The 25,985-nt window shown below is 66.3% G+C and carries 17 protein-coding genes; 15 read left to right on the forward strand and 2 right to left on the reverse strand.

Annotated elements, in window-relative coordinates; translation table 11 throughout:
* Nucleotides 1-18 precede the first annotated feature (18 nt).
* From araA to ACTIAO_RS05805, 7 genes are all read left to right on the forward strand, one after another.
* On the forward strand, nt 19-1,542 hold the full coding sequence (gene araA / locus ACTIAO_RS05775; protein ID WP_441905322.1) for an L-arabinose isomerase: 1,524 nt from the start codon (nt 19-21) through the stop codon (nt 1,540-1,542).
* Nucleotides 1,542-2,474, forward strand: coding sequence for an aldose 1-epimerase family protein (locus tag ACTIAO_RS05780; protein WP_441905323.1), 933 nt, complete (start codon nt 1,542-1,544; stop codon nt 2,472-2,474). The genes araA and ACTIAO_RS05780 overlap by 1 nt, the downstream gene beginning before the upstream one ends.
* Before the next feature lie 295 nt (nt 2,475-2,769).
* The gene (locus ACTIAO_RS05785) at nt 2,770-3,216 is read left to right on the forward strand and encodes a hypothetical protein (protein WP_441905324.1); all 447 of its coding nucleotides are present in this window, start codon (nt 2,770-2,772) and stop codon (nt 3,214-3,216) included.
* Between the two features lie 106 nt (nt 3,217-3,322).
* Entirely contained in the window at nt 3,323-4,825 is a 1,503-nt protein-coding gene (locus ACTIAO_RS05790; protein ID WP_441905325.1) for a CoA-acylating methylmalonate-semialdehyde dehydrogenase, read from the forward strand.
* A gap of 9 nt (nt 4,826-4,834) precedes the next feature.
* On the forward strand, nt 4,835-6,022 hold the full coding sequence (locus ACTIAO_RS05795) for an acyl-CoA dehydrogenase family protein (RefSeq protein WP_441905326.1): 1,188 nt from the start codon (nt 4,835-4,837) through the stop codon (nt 6,020-6,022).
* Complete coding sequence (gene mmsB / locus ACTIAO_RS05800) at nt 6,019-6,906, forward strand: 3-hydroxyisobutyrate dehydrogenase (protein WP_441905327.1); 888 nt, start codon at nt 6,019-6,021, stop codon at nt 6,904-6,906. Before ACTIAO_RS05795 ends, mmsB begins: the two co-directional genes overlap by 4 nt.
* Nucleotides 6,907-7,078: 172 nt before the next feature.
* Entirely contained in the window at nt 7,079-7,855 is a 777-nt protein-coding gene (locus ACTIAO_RS05805) for an enoyl-CoA hydratase (RefSeq protein WP_441905328.1), read from the forward strand.
* A 98-nt stretch (nt 7,856-7,953) separates the two neighbouring features.
* On the opposite strand, the gene ACTIAO_RS05810 is transcribed toward ACTIAO_RS05805, so the two are convergent.
* Nucleotides 7,954-8,490, reverse strand: a complete 537-nt coding sequence (locus ACTIAO_RS05810; protein WP_441905329.1) for a MarR family winged helix-turn-helix transcriptional regulator — start codon at nt 8,488-8,490, stop codon at nt 7,954-7,956.
* 221 nt (nt 8,491-8,711) lie between these two features.
* Here ACTIAO_RS05810 and pulA point away from each other — a divergent pair, with 221 nt between their 5' ends.
* From pulA to ACTIAO_RS05835, 5 genes are all read left to right on the forward strand, one after another.
* Nucleotides 8,712-14,882 (forward strand): pullulanase-type alpha-1,6-glucosidase, encoded by a 6,171-nt coding sequence (pulA, locus tag ACTIAO_RS05815; RefSeq protein ID WP_441905330.1) that lies wholly within the window; start codon nt 8,712-8,714, stop codon nt 14,880-14,882.
* A 152-nt stretch (nt 14,883-15,034) separates the two neighbouring features.
* A complete protein-coding gene (locus ACTIAO_RS05820) occupies nt 15,035-15,811 on the forward strand; it encodes an electron transfer flavoprotein subunit beta/FixA family protein (protein ID WP_441905331.1) in 777 nt (258 codons plus the stop codon).
* Entirely contained in the window at nt 15,811-16,785 is a 975-nt protein-coding gene (locus ACTIAO_RS05825; protein WP_441905332.1) for an electron transfer flavoprotein subunit alpha/FixB family protein, read from the forward strand. Before ACTIAO_RS05820 ends, ACTIAO_RS05825 begins: the two co-directional genes overlap by 1 nt.
* A gap of 14 nt (nt 16,786-16,799) precedes the next feature.
* On the forward strand, nt 16,800-18,386 hold the full coding sequence (locus tag ACTIAO_RS05830) for a cytochrome b/b6 domain-containing protein (protein ID WP_441905333.1): 1,587 nt from the start codon (nt 16,800-16,802) through the stop codon (nt 18,384-18,386).
* Nucleotides 18,386-19,252 carry an alpha/beta fold hydrolase gene (locus ACTIAO_RS05835; protein WP_441905334.1) on the forward strand — a complete coding sequence of 289 codons (867 nt, stop codon included), beginning with the start codon at nt 18,386-18,388 and terminating at the stop codon, nt 19,250-19,252. The genes ACTIAO_RS05830 and ACTIAO_RS05835 overlap by 1 nt, the downstream gene beginning before the upstream one ends.
* A 10-nt stretch (nt 19,253-19,262) precedes the next feature.
* Here ACTIAO_RS05835 and ACTIAO_RS05840 read toward each other — a convergent pair whose 3' ends face one another.
* Complete coding sequence (locus tag ACTIAO_RS05840) at nt 19,263-19,769, reverse strand: GNAT family N-acetyltransferase (protein WP_441905335.1); 507 nt, start codon at nt 19,767-19,769, stop codon at nt 19,263-19,265.
* A 108-nt stretch (nt 19,770-19,877) separates the two neighbouring features.
* Between ACTIAO_RS05840 and ACTIAO_RS05845 the strand changes: the two genes are divergently transcribed.
* The 3 genes from ACTIAO_RS05845 to ACTIAO_RS05855 all read left to right on the forward strand — a co-directional run bounded on the left by ACTIAO_RS05845 (nt 19,878) and on the right by ACTIAO_RS05855 (nt 25,972).
* Nucleotides 19,878-20,438, forward strand: a complete 561-nt coding sequence (locus ACTIAO_RS05845) for an acyl-CoA thioesterase (protein ID WP_441905336.1) — start codon at nt 19,878-19,880, stop codon at nt 20,436-20,438.
* A gap of 63 nt (nt 20,439-20,501) precedes the next feature.
* Nucleotides 20,502-24,188: a proline dehydrogenase family protein gene (locus ACTIAO_RS05850; RefSeq protein WP_441905337.1), complete on the forward strand. Its 3,687-nt coding sequence runs from the start codon at nt 20,502-20,504 to the stop codon at nt 24,186-24,188.
* 29 nt (nt 24,189-24,217) lie between these two features.
* Nucleotides 24,218-25,972, forward strand: coding sequence for an alkaline phosphatase family protein (locus ACTIAO_RS05855; protein ID WP_441905338.1), 1,755 nt, complete (start codon nt 24,218-24,220; stop codon nt 25,970-25,972).
* The last annotated feature ends 13 nt before the right edge of the window (nt 25,973-25,985 follow it).

The raw sequence follows: 25,985 nt of genomic DNA on the forward strand, positions 1-25,985 counted from the left end.
AACAAGAAAGACCTTCCCATGACACGCACACCGCTGAAGACCACGCTCGATGAGTACGAGGTCTGGTTCCTCACCGGCAGCCAGCACCTGTACGGACCCGAGACGCTCGCGCAGGTCGCGGAGCAGTCGCAGGAGATCGTGCGGATGCTGGATGCTGCGCTCGACATTCCCGTGAAGATCGTCTGGAAGCCGGTGCTCACGGACTCCGCCGCGATCAAGCGCGCAGCCCTCGATGCCAACGCCGATGACCGCGTGATAGGCCTGGTCGCCTGGATGCACACGTTCAGCCCCGCGAAGATGTGGATCGCCGGCCTCGACGCGCTGCAGAAGCCTCTGGCGCACCTGCACACGCAGGCGAACATCGAGCTTCCCTGGGCCGACATCGACTTCGACTTCATGAACCTGAACCAGGCAGCCCACGGCGACCGCGAGTTCGGCTACATCCAGACCCGCCTCGGCGTCCCGCGCAAGACAATCGTCGGCCATGCCAGCGATCCGCGCGTCCAGCAGGAGCTCGGCACGTGGCAGCGCGCGGCAGCAGGTCTTGCGGCATCCCGCTCGCTGAAGCTCGCCCGTTTCGGGGACAACATGCGCTTCGTCGCCGTCACCGAGGGGGACAAGACCGAAGCAGAGCTGCGCTTCGGTGTGCAGGTCAACACGTGGGGCGTCAATGAACTGGCGGATGCCGTCGCCGCGGCATCCTCGTCCGACATCGACGCGCTCGTCGCCGAGTACGAAGAGCTGTACGAGGTCGTCCCGGAACTCCGCCTCGGGGGAGAGCGGCACCAGTCGCTGCGCGACGGTGCGGCGATCGAGATCGGCCTGCGCTCCTTCCTCGAGGAGGGCGGCTTCGGTGCCTTCACGACGTCGTTCGAGGACCTCGGCGAACTGAAGCAGCTGCCGGGTCTCGCCGTGCAGCGGCTGATGGCCGAGGGCTACGGCTTCGGCGCCGAGGGTGATTGGAAGACTTCCGTCCTCGTCCGCATCGCGAACGTGATGGGTGCTGGCCTGCCTGGTGGCGCGAGCCTCATGGAGGACTACACCTACGACATGACCCCTGGCGACGAGCTCATCCTCGGCGCGCACATGCTCGAGGTCTCGCCGTCGCTGACCACGGCGAAGCCGACGCTCGAGATCCACCCGCTGGGCATCGGCGGCAAGGACGCCCCGGTGCGTCTCGTCTTCACCGCTGACCCTGGCCCCGCTATCGTCGTGGCCATGAGCGATATGCGCGACCGGTTCCGCCTCACCGCGAACGTCGTCGAGAACGTCGAGCCTCGGGCTGCGCTCCCGAACCTGCCCGTGGGGCGCGCGGTGTGGAAGCCGCAGCCGGACTTCAACACCAGTGCCGCCGCGTGGCTCACCGCCGGTGCGGCGCACCACACCGTGATGTCCACAGCCGTGGGGTTGGAGGCATTCCGCGACTTCGCCGAGATGGCAGAGGTCGAACTCCTCGTCATCGACGATGAGACCACGCTTCCCGAGTTCCAGAAGCAGGTCCGCTGGAACCAGGCGTACTACCGCCTCGCGCAGGGGCTGTGATGACTACTTCGTCCGCTGAGCCTGTCGAAGCGTCTGGTCGACAGCTCGCCCTTGTCGGACACGGGTACGAGGCGGTTATCGCGAGCGTCGGCGCATCGCTTCGGATGCTGAGGCACGACGGACGTGACCTCATCGTGCCGTTTGAGATGGATGAGGTGCGCCCGGCGTATCGCGGTGCGACTCTTGCGCCGTGGCCGAACCGCATCGTCGATGGTCGGTACTCGTTCGCCGGCGTCGAGCAACAGCTCGCGCTCACCGAGCCGTCGCGCAATCACGCACTGCACGGACTTGTCGCCTGGGCCGAGTTCGCCGACCGCGTCGTCGAGGAGGATCGCGTGGTGCTCGCGGCGACGATCGAACCGCAGCTCGGCTATCCCTTCCGCGTGGAGGTCGAGGTCGAGTACCGGCTCGACGAGGACGGTCTCACGCAGACGGTGACCGCACGGAATCTCGGGGCGGATGCTGCGCCCTGGGGCACCGGTCCGCATCCGTATCTCTCCGCGGCGCCCGGCCGCGTGGATGACTGGACGCTCACACTGCCGGCATCCGAGGTGCTCACCGTGACACCCGACCGGCTGAGTCCTGTCGCGGTCGAGCCGGTCGACCAGCATCCGGAATGGGATTTTCGCGCACCGCGCGTGATCGGCGACGTCTTCATCGATCATGCGTTCACGGAACTCGCCACCACCGATGGCATCGCCGAGGTGCGCGTCGTCGGGCCCGACGGTCACGGTGTGGCGTTGAGCTGGGATGAGCGCTGCCCCTGGGTGCAGGTGCACACTGCAGACACCGCTGATGCCGAGACGAACCGGATCGGCCTCGCGGTAGAGCCGATGACTTGCCCACCGGATGCCTTCAACTCTGGGGTCGACCTGATCGTCATCGAGCCGGATGCCGAGAGCGCCGTGTCCTGGCGGTTCACCGCGATCTGAGCGCGACCCCTCGCTTGCTTTTTGAGAAATGGGGAACCCCCGCCGACCCGATTCGGCGGGGGTTCTCTCATATCGGGAGCTGAGCTCACCGTGGCGCGGAAAGTGTCTGACTACCCGATCCGGTCTGAGATCTTCCGCGCACAAGTAGTTCTACGTGCCGAAGGTGACGCCGTGGTGAACGCGGGCCGAACACCGGGTGCGCACTATTCCTCCACAATCGGACTTCTGGAGAAGCTATCCACAGGGACGCAGGATTCCGCAAATCGACCTCTGCCGGCTCCGCCATCATCAGGGCATGACAAAGACGAACAACTCCCTAAAAGACCGTGTCCTCGACCACGATGACAAGCTGCTGGACGTGCTTCGCGTCCTGCTGCAGTGTGCGAACCAGCGCCAGATGTGGCTGATGTTCATGGATGACCGCGGATGCCTCGGCGATCCGCTCATGCCGATGAACGACTATCCCGATGATCCGAACGACGTGGTCGAGATCGACGACCTCGGTTCGGTGACCGAGGCTCACGTGCTCATGCATCGAGGGGGGATGCTCCGTGAGCTGACCGGCAACGTCAGCGTGGTGCTCGCGTGGGAGCGGCTCGGGCCGGACACGGTGATGAAGAGTGATCGCGAGTGGGCGCGGGCGATGGCAGAGGCAGCCCAGCTGCTCGACATTCCCCTGCGCGCACAGTTCATCGTGCACTCGCAGGGCGTCCGTCAGTTGCATCCCGACGACTACCTCTGACGGTCGTCCGTGGGCGACGGCGAAATGCAAGGGTGTCCTAGTAAATATCCGGGTTACAGAGTAATCTAGACATCGTGCCAACGACGGCACGAAGGGACATCACAAAATGATTCGTACTATCCCCCACCTTGTAGGCGGTTCGCTCCAGACTCCGGATGCTGGACGCTTCAGCGACGTGTTCGACCCCAGCACCGGTGCTGTGCAAGCACGCGTGCCGCTGGCGTCAGCGGACGACGTTCGCGATGCGATCGCGAACGCCGAAGCGGCTCAGCCCGCATGGGCTGCGACCAACGCGCAGAAGCGCGCACGGGTGCTGATGCGGTTCGTCGATCTCGTCAATCGCGACATGGACGAGCTGGCACGCCTGCTCTCCAGCGAGCACGGCAAGACCTTCGCCGACGCCAAGGGCGACATCCAGCGCGGCCTCGAGGTCATCGAGTTCTGCATCGGCGCACCGCATCTGCTCAAGGGGGAGTACTCCACACAGGCGGGGACCGGCATCGACGTCTACTCGATGCGCCAGCCGCTCGGTGTCGTCGCCGGGATCACACCGTTCAACTTCCCGGCGATGATTCCGCTGTGGAAGGCCGGTCCCGCGCTCGCGGCAGGCAACGCCTTCATTCTCAAGCCCAGCGAGCGCGACCCCTCGGTGCCCGTGCGCCTCGGCGAGCTGTTCCTCGAAGCGGGGCTTCCGGCGGGGGTCTTCAACGTCATCCACGGCGACAAGGAAGCCGTCGACACGCTGCTCACTGACGATCGGGTCAGAGCCCTCGGCTTCGTCGGATCGACGCCGATCGCCGAGTACATCTATACGACAGCGGCTGCCCACGGCAAACGAGCACAGTGCTTCGGCGGAGCCAAGAACCACATGATCGTCATGCCGGACGCCGATCTCGACGTGGTCGTCGACGCGCTCATGGGCGCGGGCTACGGCTCAGCCGGCGAGCGCTGCATGGCGATCTCCGTCGCCGTTCCCGTCGGTGCGGAGACAGCCGATGCGCTCGCGGCGAAGCTGACGGAGCGCGTCGCCCAGCTCACGGTCGGCCCCTCGCTCACCGAGGGAGTCGACTACGGGCCGCTGGTCAGCAGCGCCGCCGTCTCGCGCGTCTCGGACTACATCCAGCAGGGTGTGGATGCCGGTGCCACCCTCCTCGCCGACGGCAGAGGCTTCTCCGTCGAAGGCCACGAAGAGGGCTTCTACCTCGGCCCGACCCTGTTCGACAACGTCACCACCGACATGTCGATATACCGCGAAGAGGTGTTCGGGCCGGTCCTCGTCATCGCACGCGCTGCCGACTACGAAGAGGCACTGGCGATGGCATCCGATCATGAATTCGGCAACGGCGTCGCGATCTTCACCCGCGACGGCGATGCGGCCCGTGACTTCACCGCCCGCGTGAACGTCGGCATGGTCGGCGTCAACGTGCCGATCCCGGTGCCGATCGCCTACTTCACGTTCGGAGGCTGGAAGAAGTCGGGCTTCGGCGACCTCAACCAGCACGGCACCGATGCCTTCCGCTTCTACACGAAGACCAAGACGGTGACCAGCCGCTGGCCCGCGCACGGGGTGCGAGACGGTGCCAGCTTCGTGATCCCGACGATGCACTAGGAGGCCGACATGACCATGACATCGACTTTCACCACAGCTGAAGAACGCGAGGCGATCCTCGACGCCGTCCGCGACTACGCCGAGGCGGAGCTCGCGCCGTTCGCGATCGAGCGCGATGAGAAGCATCTCTTCCCGCGGGACGCGCTGCATCGCGGCGGCGAACTCGGACTCGGCGGAATCTACGTGCGCGAGGAATCCGGCGGCACCGGACTCTCTCGCTTGGACACCGTGGCGATCTTCGAGGAACTCGCCAAGGGTGACCCGACGATCGCGTCGTACATCTCGATCCACAACATGGTGGCGTGGATGATCGACACTTACGGCGACGACGTCCAGCGTGCCGACTGGCTGCCCAAGCTCACCGTCATGCGCGAGTTCGGCAGTTACTGCCTGACTGAGCCCGGCGCCGGTTCCGATGCGGCGGCCATCACGACGAGCGCGGTCCGCGACGGTGACGACTACGTGCTCACCGGCGTCAAGCAGTTCATCTCCGGCGCGGGGGAGTCCAGCGTCTACGTCGTGATGGCGCGCACCGGTGCTACCGATTCCGGCGCTCGGGGGATCAGCGCCTTTCTCGTCTCGGATGGAACCCCCGGCCTGGGCTTCGGTGCACTCGAGAAGAAGATGGGCTGGCACGCTCAGCCCACCCGTCAGGTCATCTTCGACGGAGTGCGCGTGCCAGCATCCGCCATGCTCGGTGACGAGGGCAAGGGATTCGCCATTGCAATGTCCGCCCTCAACGGCGGCCGGCTCAACATCGCCGCGTGCTCGCTCGGTGGCGCCCAGTGGGCGCTGGATCGCGCGGTCGCCTACATTCATGAACGCGTCGCCTTCGGCGAGCCCCTCGCCGAGAAGCAGTCGATCCTGTTCACCGTCGCCGACATGCGCACCGATCTGCAGGCGGCGCGCCTCATGGTGCGCGATGGCGCGCAGGCCGTCGACGACCACGCCCCGGATGCCACGATGCGCTGCGCGATGGCCAAGCGCTTCGCGACGGATGCCGGGTTCGACGTCGCCAACCGTGCCCTTCAGCTGCACGGCGGCTACGGGTACCTGCAGGACTACGGGATCGAGAAGGTCGTGCGAGACCTTCGAGTGCACCAGATCCTCGAGGGGACCAACGAGATCATGCGTCTGATCGTCGGCCGCGAGATGCTGCGACCGGCCGGATCTGCGTCGATGAGGAGTTCATCATGAGTCGCATCGCGTTTCTGGGACTGGGGCATATGGGACTGCCGATGGCGGTCAATCTGGTCAGGGCCGGGCATGAGGTCCACGGCTTCGATCTCATGCCCGCAGCGATCGAGGCGGCACGCGCCGCTGGTATTCCGATCGCGGCCAGCGGTGCGGATGCTGCGACGGATGCGGATGTCGTCATCACGATGTTCCCGGCCGGAGAGCAGGTGATCTCTGCCTATCAAGACGGGCTCCTGGCGGCGGCGAAGCCAGGGACGCTGTTCATCGAATCGTCCACGATCGCCGTCGACGAAGCGCAGGCCGCGCATGCTCTGGCCGTTGCTGCGGGGCACCGCAACATCGACGCCCCGGTCTCCGGTGGTGTCGTCGGAGCGGAGAACGGCACGCTGGCGTTCATGGTCGGAGGTTCTGACGAGGACTTCGCCGCGGCACTCCCGCTGCTCGAAACGATGGGCAAGCGCATCGTGCACTGCGGCGGGCCGGGACTCGGCCAGGCGGCAAAGGTCTGCAACAACATGGTCCTCGCGGTGTCGCAGATCGCCGTCGCCGAGGCATTCGTGCTGGGGGAGCGGCTCGGGCTCGCGCATGACGCGCTGTTCGATGTCGTCTCGCAGGCATCCGGGCAGTGCTGGGCGATCACGACGAACTGTCCGGTGCCGGGGCCGGTGCCGACGAGCCCCGCGAACCGTGACTACCAGCCGGGTTTCGCAGGGGCGCTGATGGCGAAGGATCTGGGGCTGGCACTCAAGGCGATTGAGCAAACCTCGACCGATGCGAAGATGGGGCGGCTCGCGCAGGAACTTTATGCCGCCTTTGCCGCGGGGGACGGCGCCGGGCGCGATTTCTCCGGCATCATCACCGACGTCCGCGACGGGAACGTGTGACGCTCGCGGGCATACCCTGAAGGCACACCATGTGGGGGATGCCCTGCGGGCACACCACGCGGGGCATTGAGCGAGCGCAGCGAGACGAAATGGGCTGAGCGAGCGGAGCGAGTCGAAGCCGTGACACCCGCCGCCGCGCGAGGCAGACTGTTCTTGACGTGAGGAGTCATTGATGACCGAGTACGAGACGATCCTGGTCGAGCAGCGCGGACGCGTGGGCTGGATCACGCTCAACCGTCCACAGGCGCTGAACGCGCTGAACTCTCGAGTCGCGCAGGAAGTCACCGCAGCCGCCGTGGCATTCGACGCGGATGAGGGCATCGGCGCGATCGTCGTCACGGGGTCTGAGAAAGCCTTCGCTGCGGGCGCCGACATCAAAGAGATGCAGGCCATGTCCGCCGCAGACATGCGCGAGACCGACCACTTCGGCGAGTGGAGAGACTTCGCCGCCGTCCGCACTCCAGTGATCGCTGCCGTCAGCGGCTTCGCGCTCGGCGGCGGATGCGAGCTGGCGATGATGTGCGACATCATTCTCGCCGCCGACTCCGCGAAGTTCGGTCAGCCCGAGATCAACCTCGGCGTGATCCCTGGGATGGGCGGCACGCAGCGTCTCATTCGTGCTGTCGGGTACTACAAGGCCGCTGAGCTCGTGCTCTCCGGACGCATGATGGGCGCTGAAGAAGCCGAGCGCTCGGGGCTCGTGTCGCGGGTGGTTCCAGCATCCGATCTTCTTGCCGAGACGGAGAAGCTTGCCGCGACGATCGCATCCAAGAGTTTGCCGAGCGTGTACGCAGCGAAGGCGACGTTGGATGCCGCGATGGAGACGACCCTTGCGGAGGGCCTGGACGTGGAGAAGGCCGCATTCACCGCCCTGTTCGACACCGAGGACCAGAAAGAGGGCATGGCCGCCTTCCGCGAGAAACGGTCACCGAACTTCACCAACCGCTAGCCCGCGAGAAACCACTCCGCGCTCGAGACACCACCTCACACGTGGTGTCTCGATGCGCCGATGATGTCTCGACGCGTCGTCACCCGCGCAGCACGCCATCAGAGCGGGTCGGGCTGCGGACGAGGCTCGGTGAAGTCCCCGGCATCCCGGCGCAGCCGCGCGACGATCCCGACGAGGTCGGTGGTGTCCTGATCGCTCATCCCCGGCGCGCTGAACACCTGACTGTTGAGCGCCGCAGTCGCGCGCTCCACGAGGTCGCGACCGACGCCGGTGAGGCTGAGCATCGCGGCACGACCATCGTGCGGGTGCGGTTCGCGGACGATCATTCCATCGCGCACGAGACGTTCGGCCGTGCTCGTGACGGTCGTGGCGTGCACCTGCAGCCGGGCGACGACGCTCGAGAGCGGAAGACTGCCCGAGCGGCTGAACGCGAGAAGCCGCAGCATCTCATACCGCGCGAAGGACAGGCGGAACGGTTTCAACGCGGCGTCCACGCGGGCGAGAAGGAGCTGCTGCGCCCGCATCACGGAGACGACGGCGGTCATGCCATCGGCGGCATCCGTCCATCCGTGCGCGAGCCACTGCCGCTTCGCCTCGGCGAGCGGGTCGATCGGGAGCGGACGGGGTCGGGCCACAGCACCTACGGTACCGGGTCCATGAGTGGCGAACGCCCCCGGTTCTCGACGCTGGGCGAGTGAAAGCGCTTGCGTGTTGCAGGTCCCTCGCAGTGGTTTATTCAGACTTTTCACTGTCTTTTCTCTGGAAGCGCTTGCAGTCATTCCCGAAATCCTGCTAGCTTCGCACCCACAGCATCCGAGCACGTTGTCGTGCTTTTCCCCTCACCCCCGGAGCATTCGTGTCGAAGAAGACCGCCCAGCGTCGTGCCGCCCTCCTGATCGCCACCACTCTCCTTGCCTCCGGCATCTCCGCCATCGGTCTTGCTCCGGCATCCGCCGCGGACCGCACGGTCGCGCTTGTCGGCGACCTGCAAGCAGCCGTCGGCTGTGTCGCTGATTGGGCACCCGACTGCGCCGAGAGCGAGTTGCCGCTCACTGCCACCGACGGCGTCTACAGCGCCGCCTTCGAGGTGCCGGCCGGCACCTACGAGTACAAAGTCGCGCTCAACGATGGATGGGACGAGGCCTACGGCCTCGACGGAGGAGACGGCAACATCCCGCTCACCGTCGCGGGACCCTCGACGCTGCGGTTCACCTTCGATGACAACCTCAAGCGGGTCGGCGTCGAGGTCGAAAGTCTGCGCTCGACCTACACCGAAGGCGATGATGCGCTCGTCGCGCCGCCCGTTCGCCAGGCTGGAGCCGGCGAGCAGTTCTACTTCGTGATGACCGACCGCTTCGCCAACGGCGACACCTCCAACGACACCGGTGGGCTCACCGGTGACCGCATGGCGACTGGCTTCGACCCGACGGACAAGGGGTTCTACCAGGGCGGCGACATCGCCGGCATCCGCCAGCAGCTCGACTACATCGACGGGCTCGGCACGTCGGCGATCTGGCTCACTCCGAGCTTCGCGAACAAGCCGGTCCAGGGGGAGGGCGCGAACGCATCCGCCGGGTACCACGGCTACTGGATCACCGACTTCACCCAGATCGATCCGCACCTGGGCACGAACGCCGAGCTCGAAGCTCTCATCGCCGAAGCGCATGAGCGTGGCATCAAGGTCTACTTCGACATCATCACCAACCACACCGCCGACGTCATCGACTATGCGGAGTCCGAGTACTCGTACATCGATCAGGCGACCAGCCCGTACCAGGATGCCGATGGCACCGCGTTCGATCCCGCGGCCTTCGCCGACGGTGCGGCATCCTTCCCTGCACTCGACCAGAGCAGCAGCTTCCCGTACACCCCGGTCGTGACCGAGGACGTCAAGGTTCCGGAGTGGCTGAACGACCCGACGCTCTACCACAACCGCGGCAACTCGACCTGGTCAGGGGAGTCGGTCACGTACGGTGACTTCGACGGACTCGACGACCTCATGACCGAGCATCCGACGGTCGTGAACGGCTTCGTCGACGTGTACGACCAGTGGATCGACCTGGGAATCGACGGCTTCCGCATCGACACCGTCAAGCACGTGAACTTCGAGTTCTGGGAGCAGTGGACCACCCAGGTCCTCGACTACGCGCACGGCCTCGGCAAGGACGACTTCTTCATGTTCGGCGAGGTCTACGACGCCGATCCGGTCAAGCTCTCGCCGTACGTTCGCAGCACCGATATGAACTCCGTGCTTGACTTCACCTTCCAGTCCGCCGCCGTCGGCTACGCCGGAGGGAACTCGGCGAAGGGCCTGCAATCGCTGTTCGCCGGCGACGACTACTACACGACCGCGGAATCGTCCGCGACAGCTCTGCCCACGTTCCTCGGCAACCACGACATGGGCCGGGTCGGCTCCTTCCTCGACGGGACGGATGCTCCGCTGGAGCGCGACGAGCTCGCCCACGAGCTGATGTTCCTGACCCGCGGCCAGCCGGTCGTCTACTACGGCGATGAGCAGGGCTTCACCGGGCCCGGTGGTGACAAGGACGCCCGCCAGACGCTGTTCGCCACCGGAGTCGACGAGTACGCGGATCAGAACCTCATCACCGGCGAGGTGGCCGGATCCGTCGATCGCTACGACACGGATGCCGCGCTGTACGCGCAGATCGCCACGCTCTCAGACCTGCGCGCGGCCCACCCCGCACTCGCCGATGGTGCCCAGATCGAGCGGTACGCCGCCGATGGTGCCGGTATCTACGCCTTCTCGCGAGTCGACGCCGAGGAGAAGACCGAGTACCTCGTCGCGGTGAACAACGCGGCATCCGCCCAGACCGTCGACCTGACCACGCTCACGGCGGATGCCGGCTACGACGTCATCTACGGCGACGCCGCCGCGATCACGACCGACGCCGGTGCCGCGACGAGCATCACCGTTCCCGCGCTTTCCGCCGCGGTGTGGAAGGCGAACGGCACCGTATCGGCGCCGGACGAGGCCGCTCCCGTGACCATCACGGTCCCCTCCGCCGGCGCCGGTATCACCGGTCAGGCGGCGGTGCAGGCCGACACTGCTGATCAGTGGCTGCAGACCAGCTTCTCGTGGCGCGTTGTGGGGGCAGAGGACTGGAACGCACTCGGCACCGCCGAGGACACTGCCCCGCGCGTTTTCCACGACCTCGGCGGACTCGCAGACGGCACGCTCATCGAGTACCGGGCTGTGACCACCGACGCTGCCGGTCACCACGCCGCAGCATCCACCTACGCATCCGTCGGCAATGCCGTCACGTTGACCGAGACGGAAGAACCCGAGACGACGATCGACTCGGTCGTGATCGCGGGGAGCCTGGATTCCGAGTTCGGCTGCGCCGGCGACTGGGACCCGGCCTGCGAAGCGGCCAAGCTGAGCCCGCGCGCCGACGGCGTCTGGGAGGGCGCCTTCGACCTGCCCGCCGGTGATTACGAGTACAAGGCGGCCATCAACGGCAGCTGGAGCATCAACTACGGTGCGAACGGCGTCCCGGACGGAACGAACATCGCCATCTCGCATCCGGGTGGGCCGATCACGTTCTACTTCGATCCCCGCACGAACATCGCCCAGTCCACCGCCGAGGGCCCCATCATCACTCTGCCGGGATCGCAGCAGAGCGAGCTGGGCTGCGCCGCCGACTGGTCCCCGGACTGCTTGGGAACCCTGATGGCCGACGGAGACGGCGACGGCGTCTACGAGTTCGCGACCGCCGAGCTGCCCACGGGCGCGTATGCGCTGAAGGTTGCTCATGGTCTCAGTTGGGACGAGAACTACGGCGCCGATGGGGTGCTGAACGGAGCGAACATCTCGTTCAGCGCGACCGAAGGCAAGGTTACGACCTTCCACTACACCCTCGAGACCCACATCCTCGAGATCACCAGTGACGACCCGCTGCTTCCCGGAGTCGGCGAGCAGCGTGCGCAGTGGATCGACGAGACCACTATCGCGTGGCCGGCGACTCTGGGAACGCCCGCGGAAGCGGGCTACCGCCTCTACTCATCGGCTGATGCCTCGCTCGCCCTGGCAGACGGTGATGTCGCCGGCGGCGATGCCATCGAGCTGACCGTCGACGGCACCCTCACCGAGGAGCAGCTCGCACGTTTCCCCGCGCTCGACGGCTACCTTGCATTGAAGATCGACGATGCGGATGCTGCTGAACTGGTGCGCACGCAGCTTGCCGTTGCCCAGCTCGGGCTGGACGGTTCGGCGACGGCGTACACCGGGGTGCAGATCCCCGGCGTCCTGGACGACCTCTACGCATCCGCTGTCGAGGATGCCGAGCTCGGCGTCACCTTCTCCGGCAACAAACCCACCTTCCGCCTGTGGGCACCGACGGCACAGTCCGCGACCCTGCTCACCTGGGAAGCCGGATCCGACGGCGACCCGGTGCGTCACGAGGCCGCACGGGATGACACATCCGGTGTCTGGCAGGTCGACGGCAAGAAGGCTCTCAAGGGCGACGAGTTCCTCTGGGAGGTCGTCGTCTACGCCCCGAGCACCGGGAAGGTCGAGACCAACGCTGTCACCGATCCGGTATCCGTCGCACTGACGCTGAACTCGGAGCGCTCCGTCGTCGTCGACCTCGACGACACGGAGTGGCAGCCGAAGGTCTGGCGCAAGGCGGAAGCGCCCGCGGTGGATCGCGCTGTGGACCGTGCGATCTACGAGCTGCACATCCGCGACTTCTCCATCTCTGATGAGACAGTCCCGGAGGACGTGCGCGGCACCTATCGTGCCTTCGCTGAGGACAGCGCAGGCACCGATCAGCTCCGCGAGCTCGCCGATGCCGGGATCAACACCGTGCACCTGCTGCCCTCGTTCGATATCGCCACCATCGAAGAAGACCGAGCGGTGCAGGCCACGCCGGACTGCGACCTCGCCACGTTCGCACCGGACTCCGACCAGCAGCAGGCCTGCGTGCAGGCGATCGCCGCGGAAGACGGCTTCAACTGGGGCTACGACCCGTACCACTTCTCCACGCCGGAGGGTTCGTACGCCGTCGATGCCGATGGCGGCGCGCGCGTCGGCGAGTTCCGCACGATGGTCGGATCGCTCCACGACATCGGGCTGCAGGTCGTGCTCGATCAGGTGTTCAACCACACCGCGGCATCCGGACAGGCCGAAACATCGGTCCTCGACCAGGTCGTCCCCGGCTACTACCACCGCCTGAACGCGGCCGGCGCCGTGGAGACATCGACGTGCTGCCAGAACGTGGCGACCGAGCACCTTGTGGCGCAGAAGCTCATGGTCGACTCCATCGTCACCTGGGCTCGCGACTACAAGGTCGATGGGTTCCGGTTCGATCTGATGGGACATCACTCCACCGCGAACATGCAGGCGATCCGCGACGCCCTGGACGCGCTGACGATGAAGAAGGACGGAGTCGACGGCGCGGCCATCTACCTCTACGGCGAGGGCTGGAACTTCGGCGAGGTCGCAGACAATGCTCTGTTCGAGCAGGCCACGCAGGGGCAGCTCGGCGGTACCGGCATCGGCACCTTCAACGACCGGCTGCGTGACGCCGTGCACGGCGGAAGTCCTGTCGATGGAGCATCCACGTACCAGCAAGGCTTCGGCACAGGGCTGGGTACGGACCCCAACGGCAACGCGATCAACGGCACCGCCGAGGAGGCACTCGCCGACCTCGGGCACCAGACTGACCTGGTGAAGCTGGGGCTGGCCGGCAACCTGCGTGACTTCTCATTCACGACGAGCGACGGAGAGGTGACCGCGGGAGAGGACATCGACTATCGCGGTTCGCAGACCGGATACGCCGACCAACCCGGCGAGGTCATCAACTACGTCGACGCGCACGACAACGAGACGCTCTACGACCTCTCGGTGTTCAAGCTCCCGGTCGATACGTCAATGGCAGACCGAGTGCGCATGAACACGCTGTCTCTCGCGACGGTCACGCTGTCGCAGTCTCCGTCGTTCTGGCACGCGGGCACCGAGCTGCTGCGCTCGAAGTCGCTGGATCGCAACAGCTACGACTCGGGTGACTGGTTCAACCGCATCGACTGGACCGGGCACGAGTCGACCTTCGGCTCGGGTCTGCCTGCGGCAGCGGACAACGAGGAGAAGTGGCCGATCATGGCGCCTCTGCTCGCAGACCCCGCGCTGAAGCCCGGTGCGGAAGCCATGGCGGCCGCCGAGGCATCCGCTCTCGACCTGCTGCGCGTGCGCAATGAAGTGGATCTGCTGCAGCTGGGATCCGCGGATCTCATCGAGCAGAAGGTCACCTTCCCGAACGGTGGGACGGATGCCGCCCCCGGCGTCATCGTGATGCACATCGACGACCTGGTCGGCGAAGATGTCGACCCCGCGCTGGTCGGTGCGCTCGTCGTATTCAATGCCTCACCCGACGCGGTGACCCAGACCGTCGACGGGCTCGCAGGCCGCGACTTCGCGCTGACGGATGCGCAGGCCAACGGTGCGGATGCTGTGGTCAAGACGACAGCGTGGGATGCCGCGACCGGCACTGTGACGGTTCCCGCGCGGTCAGTGGCCGTGCTCGTGGACGCACAGAGCGATTCGCCGACGGAGCCGACCCATCCTGGTGAGGATGGTGACGGCGAAGGGGATGAGGATGGAGATGGCGACGCTCAGGCGTGGGCGAAGGTGTCTCTGTCATCCGACCGCGTCGAGCAGGGCGGCGCGATCACGGTGAGAGTGACGGATCTCGAGCCCGGACAGCAGATCACCGCAACGCTGCACAGCGAACCTCGCGTGATCTCGGGAATCCCCGTGGCTGATGCCTCTGGGACGGTCCGGTTCGAAGTCGCGATTCCGGCGGACTTCGCGCTGGGTGAGCACACGCTGGTGATCACGTCCGGCGCGCACGAGCCGATCTCCGTATCGCTGACCGTCGTGCGCGCGGGCGAGCTCGCGACGACGGGAGCGCAGGCGCCGTGGGGTGCGGCACTGCTGGCAGTGCTGCTCCTGGTCGCAGGCTCCGTGGTCTTCGTGACCCGCAGACGAGGAGTGTTCGACGGGCACTGATGCACCGTCCGGTGTGGGCAGTCTCTTCCGGGAATGGTGCAGTGTGTATACATTGCGGCTCATTCAGTGCGTTTTCATTGATGTGTAACCCAATGGATTTACGGGACTGTCCACAACGTGGATAGACTCGGCTCTGTCGTGAGGAGCATTCGATGAAGATCTTCGTCCTTGTCAAAGAGGTGCCTGACACCTATGGCGATCGCAAGCTGAACCTGGAGACCGGATTGGCTGATCGTGCCGCCGGTGACGTGGTCCTCGATGAGATCACCGAGCGTGGTCTCGAGGTCGCGCTCTCCTATGCGGGCAAGGCAGAAGGCACGGAGGTCGTCGCTCTCGCGATGGCTCCGGAGTCGTCCACGGCATCCATCCGCCGCGCGCTCGCGATCGGCGCAGGGTCTGCTGTGCACATCGTTGATGAGCAGCTCGCGGGAGCCGACCTCGGGTTGACGGCAGAGGTTCTGGCTGCGGCCATCCGTCGCGCAGAGCCCGACCTGGTCATCACCGGAAACCTCTCCACCGATGGCTCCGGCGGCATGATCCCGTCGATGCTCGCCGAGCACCTCGGATTCGCGCAGGGGACGGCCCTGAACGCCGTCGAGATCACCGCTGACGGTGTCTCCGGAACCCGCGCGGCCGATGACGGATCGCAGCAGGTCTCCGTGTCGTACCCCGCCGTCATCTCGATCACCGAAGCGCTGCCGGATGCCCGGTTCCCTAACTTCAAGGGCATTATGGCTGCGAAGAAGAAGCCGCTCGAGGTGCTCTCGCTCGACGACCTCGGCGTTTCCGCAGATCCCGCTGCAGCGCCCCGAACGATCATGACGACCGTCTCCGAGAAGCCCCCGCGTGCGGCGGGCGTGAAGATCACCGATGAAGGTGACGCCGGCGCGAAGCTGGTCGAGTACCTCGTGCAGAACAGGCTGGTGTGATGATGAGCTACCCCGACAAGTCCATCCTCGTCCTCGTCGACGTGACTCCGTCCGGCGATGCCGCCAGCTCGACGGCGGCGCTGATCGGCGCCGCGTCGCAGATCGGTTCCCCGGTCGCGCTCGTCCCGGGCGGCGCCCAGAGCGCTGTGGATGCCGCGGCCGCCGCCGGTGCGTCGGTCGTTCTCACCGCGGATGCTGACGCTGAAACCCTGACGGTTCCGCTGGCCGACGCTGTCCAGGCCGCGTACCAGAAGGTGCAGCCGGATGCTGTGCTGATCTCGAACTCGATCACCGGCCGCGATGTCGCCGGACGCCTTGCGGTCCGCGAGAAGCTCGCGCTGTCGATCGATGCGATCGGCGTCTCCCGTGATGACGAGGGCATCATCGCCCATCACTCTGTATACGGTGGCGCCTACCTCACCGATTCCGCACCGACATTCGGCGCGCCGATCGTCACGGTCCGTCAGGGCGCGGTGGATGCTCGCGGCGAGGCCGTCGCATCTCCCACGGTCGAGGCGCTCGACGTCACGGCATCCGGTGCTGCTGCCGCGAAGGCCGGTGCCGTCGAGGTCATCGAGGTCGAGTCGTCCCGTCCGGAGCTTCGCGGAGCGACGAAGGTGGTCTCCGGTGGTCGCGGACTCGGTTCGAAGGAGCAGTTCGTGCTCGTCGAGCAGCTCGCTGACGCGCTGGGGGCCGCTATCGGCGCCTCGCGCGCTGCCGTTGATGCCGGATACATCCCCTACGCGCACCAGGTCGGTCAGACCGGCGTCTCGGTTTCTCCGCAGCTGTATGTCGCTGTCGGCATATCGGGCGCGATCCAGCACCGGGCCGGCATGCAGACCGCCAAGAACATCGTCGCGATCAACAAGGACGGCGACGCTCCCATCTTCGACGTCGCCGACTTCGGCATCGTCGGTGACCTGTTCACCATCGTGCCGCAGGTCGTCGAGGCTCTCGAAGCGCGGAAGAAGTAACCATGGCGACGCGGATGCTCAGGCGAGGCCTGCCGCGAGTGGCTGGAGGTGACCCCTGGCCCCCGGCCGGCGACGTCGAGGTCGCGGATGCTGCGGTGGCTGCTCCGGTAACTGAGGAAGGCTTCGACTCCTCCGTCGCTCAGCCCGTTTCGTCTCCTTCGTCGCTCAACGACCCGCAGGAAGAAGTTCCCGCGGCGGCAAAGGCCCCGCAGGTTGATGGAAGTGCGACACTGCGTCGGGGGCTTCCCCGTACGCCCGGCGGAGAGGCATGGCCGCCCGCGAATGCTGCCCCAGCCGCCGTTCCCGCACCAGCTGCTGCACCCGCAGAGACTCCGGTCGTTGAGCGAGGGAGCGAAGCGACTGAGACGAAACGGGTTGAGCGAGCGAAGCGAGTCGAAACCGCGACCGCCCCCGCAGCCTCCGCCCCCGGCGCGACCCTCCGCCAAGGCCTGCCGCGCACGCCCGGCGGCGAGCCCTGGCCTCCAGCGGGAACCGCTGCGGCGGTCGCCGTCGTCCCCGTCTACGAGGAGGTCGAGTCCGACGACTTCATCGAAGCATCCGAGATCCCCGGATCTGCGGTTGCGACGATCGATGTGAGCACCCCGTTGCCGTTCACGCAGACGGTGTTCCCGGGAAAGAACGCTTTCGTTCACCAGAAGCCTGCCCCCGAGCCTCAGCGCTTCGGTCCGTTCACGAAGGGTCAGTGGGCAGGCGCCGTGATCGTCGGCGGTATCGCCCTGCTAGGTGCCGCTGCGATGGCCGTGCTGTTCGTTCGCTGGTTCCTCAGCCTCGACTTCATGCAGGACTTCCTCGCCACCTATCCGGGCGAGTACCACCTGCCCGAGGGTGCGCCGGTCGGGTTCCCGGCGTGGCTGGGCTGGCAGCACTTCTTCAACGTGTTCCTGATGGTGCTGATCATCCGCTCGGGCCTGCGTATCCGCAACGAAAAGCGACCGACGGCATTCTGGACACCCCGCGGCGAGTCCAAGGGCAAGGTCAGTCTGACGATCTGGTTCCACCAGTCGCTCGACATCCTGTGGCTCGTCAACGGTGTCGTCTTCATCGTGCTGCTGTTCGTGACGGGACAGTGGATGCGGGTGATCCCCACCAGCTGGGAGGTCTTCCCCAACGCGCTGTCCGCGGTTCTGCAGTACATCTCGCTGGACTGGCCGACCGAGAACGGCTGGGTCAACTACAACTCGATCCAGCAGATCGCCTACTTCGCGACGATCTTCCTCGCAGCTCCTCTGGCCGCCGTCACCGGATTCCGCATGAGCGGGATGTGGCCGAAGAACGCTGAGAAGCTCAATAAGGCGTACCCGATCGAGTGGGCGCGTGCGTTGCACTTCCCGGTGATGCTCTACTTCGTTGCCTTCATCGCCGTGCACGTTTTCCTCGTGTTTGCCACCGGCGCGCTGCGCAACCTCAACCACATGTTCGCCGCGCAGGGCTCCGCTGATCCGAACGCGTACGCCGACAACTGGACCGGGTTCTGGTTCTTCGTCGCGTCCCTCGTCGTCATCGCTGCAGCCTGGGTCGCGGCGCGTCCGATGGTGCTCGCCCCGATCGCCAAGCTCTTCGGGACGGTGAGCAGCCGCTGATGCCGTCCGCCGCAGCCTCGCCGCACGACGTGCGTGTCGACAGCGGTGGCGTCGAACTCGTCGGTGATCACTGGCCGGCTGTCGGAGCGTCGAGGGGCGCCGTCCTGCTGCTTCACAGCGGAGCCCAGCGCCGGCACTCCTGGCGGCGGACCGGCCAGTGGCTCGCGGAAGCGGGATGGTCGGCCTGGGCCTTCGACGCACGAGGACACGGCGAGAGCGACCGCTCCCCGGACGGGGACTACTCGATCTCGAGGCTCGTCGACGACGCTCTCGCGATCATCGACGACATTGGCGAACCGCCGGTTCTCGTCGGTGCGTCGATGGGCGGGATGACGTCGCTCATCGCCGAGGGGGAGCGCGGTCCGCTCGCCCGCGCCCTGGTGCTCGTGGACATCGTCGCGCGCATCGAGTCGGAGGGTTCGAGCAAGATTCAGGCTTTCATGCGCAGCGCTCCGAATGGATTCGCGACGCTGGAAGAAGCATCCGACGCCATCGCCGTCTACAACCCGCATCGCCCGCGCCCGAAGTCCCTGGACGGTTTGCGCAAGAACCTCGTGCAGCACGACGACAGGCGCTGGTACTGGCACTGGGACCCGAAGATTCTCGTACGTGGCTCCGAGCCCGAGCTCGAGATCCGGTACGCGCGGTCGAAAGTAGCGGCGCGGAACATCACCATCCCGACGCTCCTCGTTCGCGGCGGACAGTCCGACATCGTCAGCGAGGAAGGGCTCCGCGAGATGCATGAACTCATTCCGCATGCGCAGTCCGTCGAGGTGGGGTCAGCCGGTCACATGATCGCGGGCGACGATAACGATGTCTTCACCTCGGAGCTGCTGCAGTTCATCGAATCGACGCCGCGGGTGTGAGCCTCCGAACTCAGCGAACGAAGCGTACTTCGGTCAGCGTCTCGCCGAGGAAGGGTTCCGTGTGCGAATCGCCGTCGAGGGTGAAGCCGTTTCGCGCGTAGAACCGGTGCGCACGAGGGTTGTCCTCGGCGACCCAGAGGTAGAGCGGCTCGTCCTTCTCCACGGCGGCGTCGAACAGCTTCTGTCCGAGGCCGGTGGAGTGGTACTGGCTGAGCAGGTAGATGAAGTACAGCTCGCGGAAGGCCGGAGCATCCTTGTCGCGGGCGGGCCCCGAGCCGACGAAGCCGACGATCTCGCCGTCGACGAGCGCGGCGCTCATCTTGAAGTCATCACCCTGTGCGGCCCAGTTCGTCCACAGCTCGGCCATGCGGCGGGGCGACACGCGCTCGAGCGCAGCCTTGCTGATCAGGTGGTCATAGGTCTCGTGCCAGCACTGTGCATGTACGCGACCCAGCGCCTCCGCATCCACATCGCGAACCGGACGGACGATGACTTCAGACAGGGCTTCGGCGCTCATGCCGTGACTCTACGCGCGCCCTGCATGATCGGGAAATCGAGCACGACACATGTCACTTTCCTACAACCCGCTCCGCGGATCGTGCGCCGATGGCTACGATCGAATCTCGTGAACGTGATCTGGCGAACCCTGTTTGTGATGTGGCGCGCGCGCCGTCGGCTGCGTAGCGGTGGGCGACTGACGTCGACCGATATCAGCCGCATCCGGGTGACGACGCTGCCGACGGATCTTGACGTCCTGCGTCACATGAACAACGGCCGCTACCTGTCGCTGTTCGACCTCGGACGCTGGGATCTGCTCACGCGCACGGGCATGGCCGATGTGATGAAGGACAACAACTGGTACGCGGTGGTGTCCTCCGAGACGGTGACATTCCGCAAGTCGCTGCAGCTGTGGCAGCGCTTCGATATCGAGTCGCGCATGCTCGGTCACGACGACAAGGCCATCTACCTCGAGCACCGCGCCGTCGTCGACGGCGAGATCTACGCTCGTGTGATCGTTCGGGCCCGCATGCTCAAGCGTGCAGGAGGCACGCTCTCGCATGAGGAACTGTTCGCTGCCATCGGCGGCCGGCCCGAAGAGCTGCCGGACGTCGTCCCCTGGATTCACGAGTGGGCGGACGCCTCATCTCTTCCCTCCACGAAGGCGGACGCCCCCAGCACCTGGTAAGGACACGGGCACTGTTCGGCAGTGTCACGCGGATAAGCGGGCAGTCGAACCTAGGCTGATCTCATGTCAGTGTCGCCCGCGAGTAACGCATCACTCTCCGACCGTGCGGTCGAGCTCGCTCAGCGCTGGATCGTCGAAGCATCCGATGCCGAAGTCGATCCCGCCGCCGCCCGCCTCGCCGATGTCCTGCAGGACAAGAACGGTCTGCCGTTCACACTCGGTTTCGTCGATGGCGTGATGCGCCCCGAGAGTCTGTCTGCCGCGGCATCCGGGCTGCATCGAATCGCTCCGATCGTGCCCGAGTTCCTGCCCTGGTACCTGCGCGGTGCGGTGCGGCTCGGTGGCGGACTCGCTCCGGTGCTGCCCTCTCCCGTCGTACCGATCGCGCGGCGCGTGCTGCGCGAAATGGTCGGGCACCTCGTCGTCGATGCACGCCCGGCCAAGCTCGGTGCCGCGATCGAGAAGCTCCGCACCACCGGGAACGCGCGGCTGAATCTCAACCTGCTCGGTGAAGCCGTGCTCGGCGAGGATGAAGCGAAGCGGCGGCTCGACGGCATCCACGATCTCATCCGCCGCGACGATGTCGATTACGTGTCGGTGAAGGTCTCGTCCGTGATGAGCCACCTGTCGATGTGGGCGTTCGATGAGGTCGTCGATGCTGTCGTCACGCGGCTGACGCCCCTGTACATCACCGCAGCCCGGACCGGCACGTTCATCAATCTCGACATGGAGGAGTACCGCGATCTCGACCTGACGATCGCGGTGTTCACGCGCATCCTCGAGGACCCGCGCCTCCCGCTGCTGGAGGCCGGTATCGTCCTGCAGGCGTACCTGCCCGATTCGCTCGGCGCGATGCGCGAGCTGACCGCGTGGGCGAAGGGTCGCGTCGAGCACGGGGGAGCGGCGATCAAGGTGCGGCTCGTCAAGGGCGCGAACCTGCCGATGGAACGGGTGGATGCTGCGATGCACGGGTGGCCGCAGGCCACCTATGAGACCAAGCTCGACACGGACGCGAACTACCTCCGGGTGCTCGATGAGGCGATGCGTCCGGAGAACATCACCGCCGTCCGCATCGGTGTCGCCGGGCACAACCTGTTCGGCATCGCGTACGCCTGGCTGCTCGCCGGCGAGCGCGACGTCCGGGACGGTGTGGAGTTCGAGATGCTCCTCGGGATGGCGCAGGGACAGGTGCAGGCGGTCTCTCGTGAGGTCGGTCCGGTGCTGTTGTACGTTCCGGTCGTCAAGCCCGCAGAATTCGATGTCGCCATCAGCTACCTCGTGCGCCGACTCGAGGAGAACGCCGAGCACGACAACTTCCTCTCCGCCGCATTCCACCTGCACGATGATGCGTCGCTGCTCGCCCGAGAGCGCGACCGATTCCTGCGCGCGCTCGAGCGCTCGAGCGACCCGACCCTGCGCGCCGTGCCGTTTCGCCTGCAGAATCGGCAGACCCCGGTGCACGAATCACTGCGTCCGACGACGCAGGCCGAGGTCGACCCCGCAGACCTCACCCAGGCCGTGCTCGGAATCGCACGCGGCTCCAGCCGCGGATCCGGCAGCGACTTCGACGGCAAGTTCGGCAGCGGCTCGGCCAGCGACGATGCGTTCGTGGAGACCGCCGTCTACTCTCGGCACGAGGTCGATACGGATTCGGCCGGAGCGCCCGGCTTCTCCAATACCGCTGACAGCGACCCTGCCCTGCCGGCGAACCGTGAGTGGGCGCACAGCATCCGGGCCCGCATCGCAGAATCGACCGCCGGAGATGACGCCCTCCGCGCCGCGCGCGTCGATGATGCGACTCTGCTGGATGAGATCATCGACCGGGTCGTATCGACCGCCCCCACCTGGGGCGCCCGTCCTGCGGCCGAGCGCGCCGAAGTGCTGCTGCGTGCCGCCGCCGCCCTCGAATCGCGCCGCGCCGAGCTGATCGAGGTCGCGGCATCGGAGACCGGCAAGGTGCTCGCCGAAGCCGACATCGAAGTCAGCGAGGCTGTCGACTTCGCGCGCTACTACGGAGCCAAGGCGCGCGAGCTGGATGCTGTGACCGGAGCCGCCTTCGAACCGGCCCGGCTCACGGTCGTCGCACCCCCGTGGAACTTTCCGCTGGCGATTCCGGCCGGCGGAGTGCTCGCCGCGCTCGCCGCGGGCTCGGGCGTCATCTTCAAGCCTGCGCCGCAGGCTCGCCGCTGCGCGGCAGTCATCGCGGAGGCGCTGTGGGAAGCCGGCATCCCGCGCGATGTGCTCGCGCTCGTCGACATCGAGGAGGGCGATCTCGGCCAGCACCTGATCGCGCACGAGCAGGTGGATCGTGTCATCCTCACCGGTTCGTGGGACACCGCGGCCCTGTTCCGCTCGTGGCGCCCGGACCTGCCTCTGCTCGCCGAGACCAGCGGCAAGAACGCGATCGTCATCACGCCCTCGGCCGACCTCGACCTCGCCGTCGCCGACCTCGTCAAGAGCGCGTTCGGGCATGCCGGACAGAAGTGCTCGGCCGCCTCGCTGGCGATCCTCGTCGGCCCGATCGGGCGTTCCAAGCGCTTCGCGCGTCAGTTGGTGGATGCTGTGCGGTCGCTGCGCGTCGACTGGCCGACGGAGGCGCTCGCCGACCTCGGACCCGTGATCGAGAAGCCGCAGGGCAAGCTCGCCTGGGTGCTGAGCGAACTCGAGGGGGACGAGCGTTGGGTGATCAAGCCATCACCGGTCGCCGGCGATGAGACCGGGCGGCTGTGGCATCCCGGTGTGCGCATCGGTGTCCAGTCGGGGTCGCGCTTCCACATGGAGGAGTTCTTCGGTCCGGTGCTCGGCATCATGCACGCATCGACCCTCGAGCACGCGATCGGTATGCAGAACGCCGTCGAGTACGGGCTCACTGCGGGGCTGCACACCCAGGATCCGGACGACCTCGCCGTCTGGCTCGATCGCGTCCAGGCGGGAAATCTCTACGTCAATCGCGGCATCACCGGTGCCATCGTGCAGCGTCAGCCCTTCGGCGGCTGGAAGAGGTCATCCGTCGGACCCGGCACGAAGGCGGGTGGTCCGAACTACCTCATCGGGCTCGGCAGGTGGCGCTCGCGCGGCAGCGGTGCAGCATCGAGCACACTGCACCTGCGCGGGCTCGATTCGCGCATCACCGACCTCATCGAATCGGCGCAGCCGTCCCTCGACTTCGAGAGCTTCGAATGGCTGCGCAGGGCGGCGCTGTCGGATGCCGTCGCCTGGGACCGCGAATTCGGGCAGGTGCGGGACGTCTCTCAGCTCGGCATCGAGCGGAACCTCTTCCGATATCGTCCTCTGCCGGTGATGATCCGGGCGGTCGGGGATGCCGGGTGGCACGAGCTGCTGCGCGTCGTGATCGCCGGCATCCGCACCGGTTCGAAATTCTTCCTCTCGACGCCCGTCGGCTTGCCCGCAGAGGTGCGCCGTGCGCTGTCCGAACTGCGCATCGGGATCGCGGTGGAGAGCGATGAGGAGTGGATCGATCGGATGAGCAGGAGCGGCGACGACGCGCTGCTCGCCGACGCTTCCCCCACCGCCCCGCGGGTGCGGCTGGTGGGGCCGGGGGATGCTGTCGCCGCTGTGCATCGCGCACTCGCCGATGCCGTGGAGGGTGACCCGGACCTCGCGGTCTACGACGGCGAGGTGACATCGGCCGGGCGCATCGAGCTGCTGACCTTCCTGCACGAGCAGGCGATCGCGATCACGGCGCACCGCTTCGGCAACCCCGACGACTGGAGCGCCGACATCATCTGAGTGCCCCGGGCATCAGTAGGATTTCGGACATGGACTCGAGTGAGGGCGACGCGACCCCGGACTCCCGAAGATCACGCCGCGACTTCCTCCGGTTCGGGGGAATGGCGGCAGCCGGCGCCCTGGTGGGTGGCGGTGCGGGTGCCGCAGCCGGCTATGCGATCGGACAGCAGGAGGGCTTCGCGGAAGCCGCCGACGATTACGGCGCGCTCTCTCCGCGGCATGCTCCCGGGTTCGACCACATCGTCGTCGTGATGGGCGAGAATCGATCCTTCGACAACATCCTCGGCTATCTGTACACGAAAGAGAATCTCCCCGAGGGGCAAGACTTCGACGGCGTCGACTTCGGGGACTACACGAACACCGCATCTGACGGCACGACCGTCGCTGCGCACGTGTACAACGGGCCGACCGACCGCATCATGACGTTCCCCGATCCGGATCCGGGCGAAGAGTACCCGCACGTCAACACGCAGATCTTCGGCACGATCGAGCCGCCCGGCAACTTCGGCATTCCGGTCGGTCAGATGCAGCATCCGTACAACATGCCGCAGCATGGCGAGCAGCCCACGATGGGTGGGTTCCTCGAGGACTACATCAGCAACTTCAGCCGGCTGAAGAAGGGCGAGCGCGCCACCGCAGAGCAGGCCAAGCACATCATGGGATCGTTCTCCCCGGAGATGCTGCCGACGCTGTCGACCCTGGCACGCGAGTTCGCCGTGTTCGACAACTGGTTCTGCGCCGTGCCCTCGCAGACGTTCTGCAACCGGTCCTTCTTCCATGCCTCCACCTCGCACGGGTTCGTCACGAACAAGCAGGGCGGCGGGTACGACAAGTGGTTGGATGCCCCGAAGGCGCCGACGATCTTCAACAGGCTCGAAGATGCCGGCATCCCCTGGAAGATCTACTTCGACGAACTGCAGATGGTCTCCTTCACCGGTGTGCTGCACGCGCCGGTGCTGGAGAAGTTCTGGCGCACGGAGCACTTCGGGACGATGGACGACTTCTACGCCGACGTCGAGCACGGAGAGCTGCCGGCGTACGCGTTCATCGAACCGCGCATGATCTACAACCACAACGACTTCCACCCGCCGTTCGGGCGCCTGCACGAGAGCGATGTCGAAGGATCCGATGTGATCAACAGCGCGTACTCCGATGTGCGCGCAGGCGATGAGCTCGTCCACGACATCTACTCGGCGATCCGCACGAGTGCGACCCCCGATGGGTCGAACGCCGTGAACACTCTGCTGCTGATCACCTTCGACGAGCACGGCGGAACCTATGACCACGTTCCGCCGCCGGATGCCACGCCTCCCGACCAGTCCGGAGCAGGGGAGATGGGGTTCGAATTCGACCGGCTCGGATGCCGCGTGCCGGCGATCGCCGTGTCGGCGTACACCCGCGCCGGCACGATCATCAACGACCAGATGCACCACGGCTCGGTGGTCTCGACCCTGAACCGGCTGCACGGCCTGAAACCGCTCACCCGCCGGGATGCTACGGCGAATGATCTGTTCGGCGTGATCAACCTGGAAAAGCCCCGGCATCCCTCCGACTGGCCGACGACGAGTCCGTCGTTCACTCCGGACAACCCGGAAGAGACACCGGCGCACCCCGCGCACGCGCATGCGGATAAGCCGCTCACGCCGCCCGCGCGCGGGTTGCTGGGACTGCTGCTCGTGCGTGCTGGGCTGCCTGAGTCGCAGCAGCCGCAGACATTCATCGAGGCGTACAACCTGCTGCACGCCGAGGGTAAGGGGCTGTTCGGCGCACCGGACGAAGACTGATCTCAGTGTAAAA

Origin of the sequence: Microbacterium sp. (genome assembly GCF_052099035.1) — a bacterium.
In the GTDB taxonomy this organism is placed as follows: Bacteria; Actinomycetota; Actinomycetes; order Actinomycetales; family Microbacteriaceae; genus Microbacterium.